11 protein-coding genes, 2 pseudogenes and 1 riboswitch are annotated in these 13,001 nt (G+C 50.5%); of the genes and pseudogenes, 3 read left to right on the top strand and 10 right to left on the bottom strand.

The features are described 5' to 3' along the window. Positions 1–267 precede the first annotated feature (267 nt). On the top strand, positions 268–1,023 hold the full coding sequence (cuyB, locus tag DFP95_RS03940) for a cysteate racemase (RefSeq protein WP_115991227.1): 756 nt from the start codon (positions 268–270) through the stop codon (positions 1,021–1,023). A 31-nt stretch (positions 1,024–1,054) separates the two neighbouring features. Here cuyB and DFP95_RS03935 read toward each other — a convergent pair whose 3' ends face one another. Continuing rightward, positions 1,055–1,807 (bottom strand): hypothetical protein, encoded by a 753-nt coding sequence (locus tag DFP95_RS03935; protein WP_115991226.1) that lies wholly within the window; start codon positions 1,805–1,807, stop codon positions 1,055–1,057. Positions 1,808–1,952: 145 nt separating this feature from the next. Here DFP95_RS03935 and DFP95_RS03930 point away from each other — a divergent pair, with 145 nt between their 5' ends. Beyond that, the gene (locus tag DFP95_RS03930) at positions 1,953–3,626 is read left to right on the top strand and encodes a ribonuclease J (protein ID WP_115991225.1); all 1,674 of its coding nucleotides are present in this window, start codon (positions 1,953–1,955) and stop codon (positions 3,624–3,626) included. Between the two features lie 8 nt (positions 3,627–3,634). Here the strand turns inward: DFP95_RS03930 and DFP95_RS03925 are convergent, their stop codons facing one another. From DFP95_RS03925 to DFP95_RS03910, 4 genes are all read right to left on the bottom strand, one after another. Continuing rightward, entirely contained in the window at positions 3,635–4,588 is a 954-nt protein-coding gene (locus DFP95_RS03925; RefSeq protein ID WP_115991224.1) for an EamA family transporter, read from the bottom strand. Between the two features lie 92 nt (positions 4,589–4,680). After that, a riboswitch (purine riboswitch) is annotated at positions 4,681–4,780 on the bottom strand. A 40-nt stretch (positions 4,781–4,820) separates the two neighbouring features. Next, entirely contained in the window at positions 4,821–5,267 is a 447-nt protein-coding gene (locus DFP95_RS03920; protein WP_115991223.1) for a DUF2203 domain-containing protein, read from the bottom strand. A 34-nt stretch (positions 5,268–5,301) separates the two neighbouring features. Then, positions 5,302–5,967, bottom strand: coding sequence for an NAD-dependent epimerase/dehydratase family protein (locus tag DFP95_RS03915; protein ID WP_115991222.1), 666 nt, complete (start codon positions 5,965–5,967; stop codon positions 5,302–5,304). Positions 5,968–6,136: 169 nt separating this feature from the next. Then, complete coding sequence (locus DFP95_RS03910) at positions 6,137–8,317, bottom strand: YhgE/Pip domain-containing protein (protein WP_115991221.1); 2,181 nt, start codon at positions 8,315–8,317, stop codon at positions 6,137–6,139. Positions 8,318–8,436: 119 nt separating this feature from the next. Here DFP95_RS03910 and DFP95_RS28615 point away from each other — a divergent pair, with 119 nt between their 5' ends. Continuing rightward, positions 8,437–8,766: a hypothetical protein gene (locus tag DFP95_RS28615; RefSeq protein WP_147304126.1), complete on the top strand. Its 330-nt coding sequence runs from the start codon at positions 8,437–8,439 to the stop codon at positions 8,764–8,766. On the opposite strand, the gene DFP95_RS03905 is transcribed toward DFP95_RS28615, so the two are convergent. The 5 genes and pseudogenes from DFP95_RS03905 to DFP95_RS03890 all read right to left on the bottom strand — a co-directional run bounded on the left by DFP95_RS03905 (position 8,732) and on the right by DFP95_RS03890 (position 12,844). Then, positions 8,732–9,358 carry an FMN-dependent NADH-azoreductase gene (locus DFP95_RS03905; RefSeq protein WP_115991220.1) on the bottom strand — a complete coding sequence of 209 codons (627 nt, stop codon included), beginning with the start codon at positions 9,356–9,358 and terminating at the stop codon, positions 8,732–8,734. The genes DFP95_RS28615 and DFP95_RS03905 overlap by 35 nt on opposite strands. Before the next feature lie 184 nt (positions 9,359–9,542). Beyond that, positions 9,543–9,740: pseudogene (locus DFP95_RS29760) on the bottom strand (LuxR C-terminal-related transcriptional regulator); the annotation flags it as partial. Positions 9,741–9,808: 68 nt separating this feature from the next. Next, positions 9,809–10,202: pseudogene (locus DFP95_RS29755) on the bottom strand (response regulator); the annotation flags it as partial. Continuing rightward, positions 10,199–11,863 carry a GAF domain-containing sensor histidine kinase gene (locus DFP95_RS03895; RefSeq protein ID WP_115991218.1) on the bottom strand — a complete coding sequence of 555 codons (1,665 nt, stop codon included), beginning with the start codon at positions 11,861–11,863 and terminating at the stop codon, positions 10,199–10,201. The pseudogene DFP95_RS29755 and the gene DFP95_RS03895, both read right to left, overlap by 4 nt. Before the next feature lie 78 nt (positions 11,864–11,941). Next, the gene (locus DFP95_RS03890; protein WP_425453234.1) at positions 11,942–12,844 is read right to left on the bottom strand and encodes a VanW family protein; all 903 of its coding nucleotides are present in this window, start codon (positions 12,842–12,844) and stop codon (positions 11,942–11,944) included. Positions 12,845–13,001: the final 157 nt, after the last annotated feature.

Here is a 13,001-nt window from a genome sequence, read left to right as displayed (position 1 = left end):
GTCCCCGAAAGTTTACATCATCGATACATCCTGTAGAAGAATAGATACAATCTTCGATTATTCTTTAGCTATTCGGTAAGCATATATCTGTTTTCAATACTTACGATAACCGCCAGGTTGAGCAATGAGTTTTTATTGGACAAGCTACGGAACATCCTCGGATATCTTAGCATCGTAAATCCAACCGATATTTCGAAGTGTCTTCGGAGCCAGGATCTGTTCTGCCTGACTGAGCAGAACGACTATATCCAGAAGAGAGGAAAGCCGATGAAGCCACTAAGTCTAGGTATATTGGGCGGGATGGGCCCGCAAGCCACCGCCTTATTCATGGAGCGAGTTATTCAGCGCACGAAGGCAAAGCGGGATCAAGACCACCTCGATATGGTCGTCCTTAATCACGCTTCTTTACCCGATCGGACCGACGCCGTCCGAAGCGGCCAAGGCGGAGCCTTCCTTGAAGAAGTTCGCCAAGACTTCAAGCTTCTGGAATTGGCTGATGTGGCCAATATCGCCATCCCATGCAATACTTCTCATTATTATTATGAGGAGATGCAGCGCATGACGCGCATTCCGATCATTCATATGGTGCAAGAAACGATACGACGGGTGTATGAGCGATGCGGACCCGGCGTACGGGTAGGATTGTTAGCGACCGAAGGCACGGTTCAAAGCGGCGTCTACGCCCAAGCATGCGAGAAATATCGGTTGAAGCTTGTACTCCCGACGGATTTGGTCCAACGGAAGGTGTCGGGTATTATCTACGACCAGGTCAAGCGCGATAGAGACCTGAATCCGCAGGGGCTAACCGAAGTGATCGAAGTCATGATCAATACCCTCCAATGCGATCTAGTGGTGCTGGCATGCACCGAATTGTCCTGTCTTCCGATCCCTCCCTCTGTTCGCGCCTCTGTCGTAGACGCAATGGACGTACTCGCGGAGCAATCCGTCATTGTGTCCGGCGGAACCATCGCGCATTCCGACCATTTAAACGAAGAAGGCTGCTCAAAAAGTTTTCACTTTTGAGACAGCCCCTTTTTTTTGCTCTTCAGCCTGTTTACGCGTCTTTTTTGACGATTTTAGACGGATTGTTGAGTTTGTACAATATTTCTTTGTTGAATTTTTTATCGACGACTTTCCCATCGAACTCCAGGCTATTCCCGACCTCGAGTCCCAGCGCCTTCAATGTATTACTATAACCGCACCAAGCATCTCCGATCACAAGCGGAATTTCGCCCAGCACGACGACTTCCTCGAACAGAATAACTTCATCGTCGTTATCCGAGAACGGATTCGGCTTGGTCGTGAATTCCTTCACTTTAGCCGTGAATTTCACCTTATCGACCGGCAAATCCAGCTTCTCTTTCTTCTCTTTCGGTTTACCCGTTGCCGTTTTCTCGCCAGAAGCCGCTTTCGCTTTCGTTTTCGCCTTCGCCGGGGTTTCCTCCGTCCCAACGAGATCCGCGTCCCCTACTACCGGTGCTTCGCCTTCTACTGCTTCGACATCTTCACCGACAGGTAGACGGCTAAAGCTGCCGCTTTGCATTTCCTTCAAATACGAAGGGTGGATGCAGGTTAGCTTCCCGTTCTCAAATTCCACGACCAGTATGTTAACGTTATTGTATTCTTGGTAGCCCTTGATCGTAATCGGGTGCTGCGAAGTGGCATTCTTGTACAAGAATTGCTTCTTGGCCGCTTTGCCGAACAAGCCCCAGCCTCTGCCCTTGTCCGCGTATTCCTCTTCGTCATTAAACGTGTAATAATCCCCTTGAGGAGGATAGTACTTTACTTCCAGCTTCGGTTCCGCCATCTCTCCCACGCATCCTTTGTCCAAATGTCCTTTAAGCTAGTATAACGAAAGAATGCCCATGAATCTAGACTGCCGAAAACATCGACTTGAAAAGGCTGAACAAGGAGATACTTGACCTATCTACAGTAAACGGAGGGTTCAATCCTTGAGCATCCCGGCAAACAAACTGTCCGTCGTCGCCCTCGGAGGCGTGAACGAAATCGGCAAAAATATGTACGTAGTGCAATACGGAGACGAAATCATCGTCATCGATTGCGGCTCCAAGTTCCCGGACGAGAGTCTGCTTGGCATCGACTTGATCGTACCCGATATCACCTATTTGCTTGAAAATCGAAACAAGGTGAAAGCCTTGGTCGTTACGCACGGACATGAAGACCACATCGGGGGCATCCCCTATATTCTGAAGCAATTGAATATGCCGGTATACGGTACGCGACTTACGCTTGGGCTTATCGAAGGAAAATTGAAGGAGCACGGCCTTCTCCGCGACACGAAAACCCATCTCATTCATTCGGATTCGCGAATTTCTTTAGGTTCTATGACCCTGAGCTTCTTCAGCACCAATCACAGCATCCCGGACTGCTTGGGTATCGCCTTTCATACGCCCGAAGGAACAATCGTGCATACAGGGGACTTCAAATTCGATCTGACGCCGGTGAACAACCAATATGCGGACATACATAAGATGGCCGATCTCGGCAAAAATGGCGTTTTGGCGCTCTTATCCGAAAGCACGAACGCCGAAAGGCCCGGCTTCACCCCCTCCGAGCGGCGAGTCGGGGAGCATATCGAAGAAGCTTTCGCGAAGGCTACGCAGAAAATATTCGTTTCCACCTTTGCTTCCAACGTCCATCGCCTGCAACAAATCATAGATGCGACCCACAAAACAGACCGCAAAATTTCGTTACTCGGAAGAAGTATGGTCAACGTCGTCAATATTGCGACCAATCTCGGTTACTTGAACATTCCGGAAGGGATGCTGATAGATCCGGCCGAGGTCAACGATTACGAGCCGCATAGAATCGTCGTTCTATGCACCGGCAGTCAAGGCGAGCCCATGGCCGCGTTATCCAGGCTAGCAGCCTCCAGCCACAGGCAGATCGAAGTCCACCGAGGCGACACGGTCATCCTCGCGGCTACTCCCATTCCGGGGAACGAACGCAGCGTCGCCCGGATCGTCGATAACTTCTACGAGCTTGGGGCAAAGGTCATCTATGGCTCGGGAACGGTAACGGGAATGCATGTGTCCGGACATGCCAGCCAAGAGGAGCTTAAGCTCATGCTCACCTTGATGAAGCCCAAATACTTCATTCCCATACACGGAGAATACCGAATGCTACACCAGCACCGGCTGTTAGCGGAAGCCGTAGGCGTCGAGAAAGACAATATTTTCATCCTGAAAAACGGCGACGTCGTCGAAATTCAGAATCAATCTGCTCGTCTGGCTAGGAAAATCCAAACGGGAAATACCCTTGTTGATGGTCTAGGCATCGGTGATGTCGGAAACGTAGTGCTACGGGATCGAAAACATTTGTCCGAAGACGGGATATTGATCGTGGTCGTCACGCTGAGCAAGGCGGAAAGCAAGATTATATCCGGACCGGATATCATCTCGCGAGGATTCGTGTATGTACGCGAATCGGAGGGTTTGCTCGAGGAAGTAAACCGGATTACGACATCCGAAGTTCAGAAGCTATTGCTTGAAGAAATAAACCAGTGGAGCACTTACAAGCAAAGCATTAAGGAATCGATCGGAAGGTTCCTATTCGCCAAGACCAAAAGAAGGCCCATGATCCTTCCGATCATCATCCAAATATAAGTTAACCCTTACGCGCTCTTCATCGCATAATTGGATGAGGCTCGCCTAACGCGCTTGAACAATTCCGGAAGCGCGACTCCGAGCATCACGAGCACCACTCCCATCCACTGCAACATGCTAACGTGCTCATGCAGAACTACGGAGGATAGCATGACCGCGACGGGAAGCTCCGAAGCTCCGAGTATGCCGGTCATTCCCTCTCCGATATGCGGTACGCCGACCGCGAAGAGAACCGGGGGAATGAAAGCTCCGAACAATCCAAGCAAGAACCCGAATACGAGCAAGTTTCCCCCTAACATTCCGTTGAACAGAAAATGAGGCGGAAACAGAGCGAAGACGAGCAGCATGCCTCCCGTGATCATCCAACCGCTGCGATAAGCCGGATGAACGGACGGAACGGCTTTTCCGCTCAATAAGATGAACAACGAATAACTCACTGCCGATAGCAGGCCGAGTACAACGCCGATCCAGTTAAACTTAGCGAGTCCCTGTTCTATGATACCCGCTGCCAGCAACGTCCCGCCGAACAGGACGGCAAGCGTTAGGAATACGATGCCGTTCGGACGCTTGCGCTTGCTTACCGAGTGAATAAGAACTCCGATCCAAGTGAATTGGAATAGTAAAATAATAGCCAAGGAATTCGGGATATACTTCAGCGATTGGTAATACAGAAGTCCGGTTACGGCCGTCGGAGTTCCGGCAGCCATCAAGAACAACCGTTGCTTCCAAGTCAGCTTCGCCTGTTGTTGAGCTTTCTCAAGATTCCCTCCGCTCGATTTACTCCTTCGCTTCTCCCGTATTTTCGTGAAGAGCACGAGACCCCAAGCCAGAACGAAGCCGACCAGCAGTTGGCTGCCGACGACTTCCCCGAGTCCATACCCTTCTCCATAAGCGGTAACTACGATCGTGGACAGTATTCCGTAGCAGACGGCTCCAAGCAGAACCGATAATAAATATTTCATATCTATGATGTCCTCCCTATCTCTCCTAACGCAAACCGTTCATGGCAAGAGACAAACAAAAAACTTCCTAACCGGAATACGGAATCATCTTTACGGAATGATCCAGTATTCGTAGTTAGGAAGTTAAGGCTTCCCGTAGAAACCCTCACCCTGAAATCGTGAGGCTATACGAATGAGTTTGTAGTTAGTTAATAATCAACAGGACGATTATTGCATTTATATTTGTCGATTGTCAATGGCTATTTCCTTCATTATTTTCAGGCAGAGGTTTTCTTCCCATGAATCCGTCATGCCAGCCATGGTAGTGGCCGATCCGCTCTTCGCCTTCCTTCCAGCAGATGAGTATGTCCTCCCCGTCGAGCACGGACGGAAAATCGATCAGTCCGGGTTTGATCATCTTGAGCAACACTCCGTTACGAGTAAAATTACTCAGCAGCAGTTGAGCTTCGATCTGCATGAACTCCAGCTTGCTCTCGACTTCGAAGAACGGATCTTGTCCCTGATGGGCGTTGCCGGCCGTCCTATTGGTTTTCATTCGTTCCTGGCTGACCTTGATTTTCTGCAGCTCGAGATTAAGAAGCTCCATCTGCTCGATGAGCTGCTGCAGCTGCCTTAAATCTTCTTGAAGCTTGGGCAGCAACGCCGACGCTTCCTCCAAAGTAAACAACTTTCCGTCCATTCCCATCCGCTCCTTCGGAACTTCTATGTATGTTTTACTGCGCTTTAGCCAATTGTACGATGTCTTTGACTTCCAGGACCGACTTCGGGTAATCGATGGAAACGGAATGAATCATCGCCAGCCCCAGTTCGCTCAGCTTGATTACGAAATTAGGCATGATACGCTTAAAAACGGGATATAACCAAGATAAAGCGCGATAGTATTTCTGCGTATTGCGCGCTCCGGGCGTCGGATGCATATAACCCGGACGGAACATGAACGCTCTGCGGAACGGCAGCTTCAACAGGTCGTTCTCGGTTTTCCCTTTCACGCGCGCCCACATGCTTTTACCCTTTTCCGAGCTATCCGTACCGCTTCCCGTCACGTAACAGAACACCATGTCGGCATTCAAGCGGGAAAGCAGCGTCGCGGCATGCATAGTCAGATCGTAGGTCACCCTTCCGTACGCTTCCTCGGTCTTCCCGACGGACGAGACTCCCAAGCAGAAGTAGCAGGCATTGTATCCCGTCAATTGACTTTCGATCGGCATCCAATCGTATAAATCGGTATGTACGATTTCCTTAAGCTTAGGATGCGCGACTCCGCAAGACTTTCGTCCGATGACCAACACCTGTTCCACGTCGGGATGCTTGAGACATTCTATCAGAACCCCTTCGCCAACCATTCCCGTAGCTCCCGTAACGATCGCACTTATCTTCAAATCGAACCCTCCCGGCTGCGGTATTATAAGATATAGGCGTCCGCGTTCCATTCCCTTTATCTAAAATATACCACGTAACGCCAAAAGACCCAAAAACCTCGCGCGGAAGGCGTGATTTCATGGGCTGGACCGATTTGGAACGACTAGACCGACCTGCCTGTTAAGCCGTTTAAACCTTAACCGGCATCGTCTGCTCCTCCGCATGCCCCTTCTCCCTCTTCAGGAAATATAAAAAGGTCAGGATCAAGAACAAGACGAGATAGATTGCCATACGCCCGGCTTGTACCCACATGTGATCGTAATCGCCGCTGGAAATGACATCCCTGAACCCACGAATGCTATAGGTCATCGGCAACCAGGGATTCATCGCTTGAGCCCAATCGGGCAGCAACTCCAGCGGGAACGTTCCCGCGCTCGACGCCAACTGGAATATCATGAGGATCAGCACCACGAACCGGCCGGGCAAATCCAGCCAAGTCACGATCGCTTGCACGATGAACATGAAGGTTAGCCCAACGATAATGGTATAGGCGTAGAACAAGGGAACGCTCTGGACTTCCAGTCCTAAAACAAAGACGAGAATCGTAACCGCGATAAGCGACTGGGCTAAGCTGATCAGTCCGAAGGTTAAGGTTTTGCTGACGAAAGCGGGAATGCCCTTCGCCCCGTCCACGACCGTATTTCGCGCGGAGATAATCGTCGTGAAGACGAGTGCGCCGGCGAACAATGCCATCGAGATAAAATACGGTGCGATCCCATTCCCGTAAATGGTCACTTTACGCTCGTTATTCGCCTTGATCGTAACCGGGGCGGCAAGCATCCGAAAGATTTCGTCGTCCGCCTTTATCGAGGACGTCTTCTCGGACGCCTCCGTTAATTTGTCCGCTAACTCGCGAGTACCGTCCGCCAGCTCGATGGCGCCATCATTCAACTCCGTTACTCCGTCGTCCAATTGCTTGGCTCCGTTCGCCACTTTGCTTGTTCCAGCCGCCGTCTTGTCCAATCCGGCGCCAAGGTCGTTTGCTCCAGCGCTTAATCGGCTTGCGCCTTGCGCCAGCTTGTCGCTACCGTCTACGAGCTTGCCGAAGTTGGTATTATACTGCTCTAAGCCGTCCTTCAATTGCTTCTGCCCCGTTCGCAGCTCCTTAGCTCCTCCAAGCAATTGCATATGGCCTTCGCTCAGCATGCGTGAGCCTTCCAGCAATTGCTTCTGAGCTTCGTCTAATGTCGCGCTGCCCGCTTCGAGCTGCTTGTTCCCGGTTAATAGCTCCTTCGTTCCATTTGCTACCGCTTGGCTTGCCGCCAGAAGCTTCTGCATTCGGGGATCGGCTCTCAGGTCTGCGTTATCGTCCATGACTTGCCGCAGTCCGTCCGCAACCTGCTCGCTACCGGCGGTTAAATCGCCGATCGCGGAGGACGCAGCTTGAAGCCCGTCCCTTAGCCGTTCGCTCCCCTCAGCGGAATTCTGCAGTCCTGCCGTTAACCGATCGGCTGCATCCTTGGCATCCTGCAAACCGGAGCTCAATGCTACCGACCCTTGCTCTGCTTTCGTCGCTCCTTCCAGCAGCTTTAAGCCGGCCGCTTTAAGCTTCCTGGCACCCGCCGACAAATCCGTCGCTCCGCTTTCCAGTTCGGACGCGCCGGATTTCAGCTTATCGGCACCGACTTGCAATTGACGCATGCCGCTATTCAACTTGCTTGCGCCGCTCGATAATTCCGATAAGTTCGTTTGGACTTTGCCGATTCCTTCGGCCAATCGGGAGGCTCCGGCGTTCAGCTTGGCAGCTCCCGCGCCGGCTTCGCTTAATCCGCTCGTCAACGTCCCGAATTGCGAATAGATGCTCCTCGAATAAGCTTCTGTTAGATTTTGCGATAGCTTATCCTTGAGCTCCCGCGTTGCGTTCTCGCTAATCTGTCCGGCTACGAAGTTATAATAGCTGTTGGATTCGAAGACAATCTCCGCTTGCTTAGGTTGATCGCCCGCCAAAGAAGCCGCATCCTTCGAGAATTGCGGAGGAATCGTGATCGACGCGTAATAGCGATTGCCTTTCATCCCCCGATTCGCTTCTTCCTCGCCGACGAAGCTCCAATTAAAGCTCGTATTACTTTTTAATTCCGCTACGAAATCCCGGCCAACGTTCATCGGTTTCCCGTCGATATCCGCTCCTTCGTCCAGATTAACGACGGCGACCGGAAGCTCGTTCAGCTTGCCGTAAGGATCCCATGTTCCTCTGATCAAGAAACCGCTATAGAGGGTCGGAATGAACGCCACCCCGACGAAAGTGACGATAAGCATCGGCTTGCTTATAAAAAAACGGAAAGATTGCTTAAAAACTTGGAAAAGGTTCATGGATATACCTCCGACATTCGTGTGCTGCGTCGATGGTAGTATGTTACATTTCCAGCCACTCGATGCGTTGAAGAAGGTTACTCCAAAGGCGAAATTGGCTTTTCCACGGAGCTCAGATCGTGTTCGTTGAATTACTCGGTTTGGACGGGTTATTCGGCGGAATTGGTTCACTGAGCAAGGAATTACCCGGTTTGGACGGTTTATTCGGCGGAATTGGGCCACTGAGCGAGGAATTACCCGGTTTGAACGGGTTATTCGGCGGAATTGGGTCACTGAGCGAGGAATTACCCGGTTTGAACACAGGTTATTCGGCGGTGGCGGAGTTTTTGATTCCTTCTGAGGAAATCAAAAAAAATGGTGACGCAAGGACATATCGTCCCTGCGCCACCATTTTGATAAAGCTTGTTACTCGTATTAGAAACCTACTGCGATTTTCTCCGCTTTCGTGATTCCTTGGGAGATCAATTCAGCTGCTTGATCCTGCATTTGAGCATGACCTTCAACGATGACGTTCTCCAATTGAGTTACTCCGAAGAAACTCATTACGTTGCGAATATAGTTGTGAGCCATTTCAGCGGCAGCGGCAGGGCCTTCGGAATAAACGCCGCCTCTTGCGTTAAGCAAAGCGACTTTTTTGTTCGGAACGAGACCGACCGGACCTTCGGCCGTATAAGTGAAAGTCTTGCCTGCTTGAGTGATGTAGTCCAAATAAGTGTGAAGCGGAGCCGGGATCGTGAAGTTCCAAAGCGGGAATCCGAATACGACTTTATCGGCCGCAAGGAATTGATCCAGATATTTGCTCGACACGGATACCGCAGCTTGCTCGGCAGGCGTAAGATCAAATCCGCGAGCGGCTTTGAAGTTTCCGTTGATCATATCCGCATTCATGTACGGAAGAGTTTCTTTGAATAGGTCCAGCTCGATAACTGTATCTTGAGGATGGCTCGTTTTGTAGCTATCCAAGAATGCTTGGTATAGTTTAACGCTAACGGCTTGCTCGATGTCTCGATCGTTTGCTTTTACGAAAAGTACTGTGCTCATAAGGTAAACCTCCATATAGTTTTTATTAGTTAGTAACTTAAAGTAACTACCCATACTATATAGAGTTTTCTTGCTGCGAACATCGGCAATTCGGCTGATTTCCGGGCATAAAAAAATCCCCCTAGGGCGGAGGACTAGTCTTAAGACTTTAGTCTAAGGCAACGAACGAGCGACGACTTTCCCCTTATTCGCTCGGCTGGAATAAATGTACCGCGAATAGAGCCGCTTGCGTTCGATCGGATAGACTTAATTTGCTCAGAATACTGCTTACGTGCGTCTTTACCGTTTTCTCGGCGATGACTAACGATTGGGCGATTTCTTTATTGCTATGACCTTTAGTGAGCTGTTCCAAAACTTCAAGCTCTCTCGGAGTCAGCGCATCCAACTCCTGTCTACTCGGTAAAACCTTCGTTTCGGCGGCATTTGGCGTTAGCTGCATGACGATCGTATTCGAGATGTCGGGATGTAATTGTATGTTTCCCTTATAAGCGCTGCGAATCGCCTCGACTAATTGATCGGGCTCGACTTCCTTCAGCATGTAGCCGATGGCTCCCGTTTGAAGAGCCGGAACGATATGACTGCGATCGGAGAAACTCGTCAGCACGAGAACTTTAACGCCGGGATAACGTTCTCCGATTAGCTTGCTCGCCTCGATCCCGTCCATAATCGGCATATTGAGATCCATTAATACGATGTCCGGTTGCAGTTCTCCGACCAGTTCCACGGCTTCCTGTCCGTTATGGGCTTCTCCGACCAATTCAAAATCCGTCTGCATGCTTAGGAAGAACGAAATGCCCTTTAATACGATTTGGTGATCGTCCACCAGCAATATTCTAATCTTCATTCCTTCTCTTTCTCCCCATCGCATTTTTCCTCGATGACCTGCACCGGAATGAATACTTTAATCGTGGTCGCAAGTCCGATGCCGCTCGTAACGGTTAGCTCTCCTCCGAGTGCTTCGGCTCTTTCTCGCATGGACATCATCCCTAAAGTCAGCTTGTTATGGCCGTTTTCCACCGAGAATCCTTTGCCCCGATCGCTGATTTCCAGACTTGCCCCATTTGATGCTATCGCTAATCGCAAGTAAGCAACGTTCGTACCCGAATGCTTCCTCACGTTATTCAAGGCTTCCTGCCCGATGCGCCAGAAGGATTCCTCGATCGCTCTCGGTAATTCCTTCACGCCTTCGGCTTGCTCGAAGATGATTAAATCCATGGACTGCCCGTATTGCCGTAGCGCCGGCAGCAATCCGTTCTCAAGACCCGCCGGCCTTAATTGCCAGATGAGCGCACGCATTTCCTTCAACACTTCTTGCGAGACCTGGCTAATTTCCTGCAGAGACTGTTGCACGATCGGTTCCTTCCCGGCAAGCACGGTTTCCGCGCCCTTCGCCAGGAACGATAAAGAGAAAACCTTCTGAATGACGGAATCGTGCAGATCGCGAGCCATTCGATTGCGTTCTTCCATTAAAGCAAGGTCGCTTCGCTGCTCGTAAATCCGCATGTTCTCCAAGCTAAGAGAAAAATGATCGGCGATAGAATGCATGAAATCCGCGTTGTAGCATTCGAATTGCCTTGGCTTGGGACTGCTTACGAGGAGTACGCCAATCGGATGATTCCTTGCGCGAAGCGGGATCGCAGCAGCCGAACTGAACGGCGGAATTCCTACTTCAGCCAATAAATCGCTAGAGACGATGCCTTGATAGGAGTCGATAACCAAGCGATCATCGTGAAATGCCTCGCTAATCAGTCCCTCGTGTTCAATCGCATGAGACCGCCACCGGTTGTCCACTTGCTTATCCTTGTACTGGGATCGCAGGGTCAACTTGGAATTCTTGCTGATGAACAAGGATACTTGCGGCCAGTCGAACGTATCCCCGATGATCTCCACCGCTTTTACCGGAAATTGTTCCGCGTCCATGATGGAATTGAATTGTTGGATAACGTCGCCAAGCTTGGCATATAGGATCGCGCTCTGTTCTTTGGCTTGATAGAGGCGAATTCTATTGATCGCCGTGCCGATCTGAAGAGCAACGGCTTGCAGCAAGTCCAATTCATCGGCGGAGAAGCGCTCCTTCCCCGCCGTCGCAACGTTCAGAAGTCCGAATCGTTCCTGTCCGGATTGAAGCGGAACCGTAGCGTGATGGGTTATGCCTTCCGTATCTCCGAAATCGTTCATAATTGCGTATTGGATTCTCTTGCACTCGATAATGTTGACGGCTCGATCCAATTTATTCTGCCGATAGCTTTCGATGCATGCGCATTCTTCGCCTTTCATCAACGCATAATTGCCGGTTGTCAACGCCTGAGGCAAATTCTGAGATGCCGCGCAGGAGCTGCCTTGACGATCGTCTATCAGGAATATCCACCCGGTCGTGAAGCCGGTGACCTCAAGCAACTTCTTCAACACATCGTTCAACATAGGATTCAACTCGTTCGTCTTATTCAGCATTTCCGCAATTTCCTTGAGCGCTAACAACTCGTTCGTTTGAATATCCCGGGCCATCCGTATCCCTCGCTTCCGGATTTCCGCGAATGATTATAAAGGTTTCTAAAGTCCGACATTCGCTATCCCCGTATCTTATCACATCCCGCCACCGTTGACATTCCGTTCCGCGTCGATTTCCCTCGGCAATTGCTTAGAAGCGCCAGGTACCTCTCGGCCCTTGACGTTAACCGATTCCGAGGAGTAGATGTAAATGGTCGTTTGACCGCCGGATACGTTAGCGCGGATGAGTACGGGTTGGTTGTACGAATTCTGAAAAGCGAAGTCCGGCCCGTACCAGCTTACCGTAGCGTCACGGCCAGGCGGCACATACGGCACGCTCCGGCTGTGGGAATACCGTTGAACGATTTTAAGTCCGGCGCGATCGACCGCATTGAACAAAGTGGAAGAGATCTGGCATATCCCGCCTCCGATTCCTTCCGCCACCTCTCCCCTTACGATAATTTTCGCGCGCAAATACCCTCGGTCTGCCGATCGGATACCGACTGTTTGGTTAAAGGAGAACGTCTCTCCCGGAAAGACGAATTGATTGTTGATCGCTCTGGCAGCAAGCAAGATATTATGCGAACGGTTCTTATTGTTCGAATTAAAGTAGGTCGTGTATTGGCCGATCATTTTCTCCCTTACCGTCGCCAGTAGCTCGCTGTCCACTTTGGGATAGATCGGCTTCATTATCGCTTCGAGATCGGAGGAAGGACTTTCCCCCGAATCGCCGTAGAACTTCTTGGCGAACGCCTTGCTATCCAGCCGATATCCGAACCGTTCCGGAACGATCCTTCCCGATCCGTCCAACGATGCGTTTACGGGAGCCTGATAGGTCTGTTTCGCCACTCGATCCAACAGCTTATCCAATTTATTCTCATCGATAATCGGTAGTCCGGCTATCGGAAATTGAATCTCCGATCGGGAAACGTTCATAATCGGATTTCCTTCCCGGGTTATGTTTAACCGATCCGGCAGCTCGTGTTGTTGAAGTACCATCAATAAGCCAAAGATCCAATGGAAACCCAATCGAAAGTCCTCCCGCGCGAGATATTCTCGTAGTGACCTTACCTGATGTTCATTAAGATGACTGTGCGAACCGTCTCTAAATAAAGTGCGTCAGGCTAAGGGAGATTATCCTACATAAATCCCCAAG

This window comes from Cohnella lupini (genome assembly GCF_003386205.1).
GTDB lineage: Bacteria > Bacillota > Bacilli > Paenibacillales > Paenibacillaceae > Cohnella > Cohnella lupini.
This window is presented reverse-complemented; position numbering and strand designations above follow the sequence as displayed.

Bases quoted from the DNA above. Each gene is read 5' to 3' on its own strand.
- cuyB (WP_115991227.1), top strand. From the start codon at position 268: ATGAAGCCACTAAGTCTAGGTATATTGGGCGGGATGGGCCCGCAAGCC.
- DFP95_RS03935 (WP_115991226.1), bottom strand. From the start codon at position 1,807: ATGGCGGAACCGAAGCTGGAAGTAAAGTACTATCCTCCTCAAGGGGAT.
- DFP95_RS03925 (WP_115991224.1), bottom strand. From the start codon at position 4,588: ATGAAATATTTATTATCGGTTCTGCTTGGAGCCGTCTGCTACGGAATA.
- DFP95_RS03920 (WP_115991223.1), bottom strand. From the start codon at position 5,267: ATGGACGGAAAGTTGTTTACTTTGGAGGAAGCGTCGGCGTTGCTGCCC.
- DFP95_RS03910 (WP_115991221.1), bottom strand. From the start codon at position 8,317: ATGAACCTTTTCCAAGTTTTTAAGCAATCTTTCCGTTTTTTTATAAGC.
- DFP95_RS03905 (WP_115991220.1), bottom strand. From the start codon at position 9,358: ATGAGCACAGTACTTTTCGTAAAAGCAAACGATCGAGACATCGAGCAA.
- DFP95_RS03895 (WP_115991218.1), bottom strand. From the start codon at position 11,863: ATGGCCCGGGATATTCAAACGAACGAGTTGTTAGCGCTCAAGGAAATT.
- DFP95_RS03890 (WP_425453234.1), bottom strand. From the start codon at position 12,844: ATGGTACTTCAACAACACGAGCTGCCGGATCGGTTAAACATAACCCGG.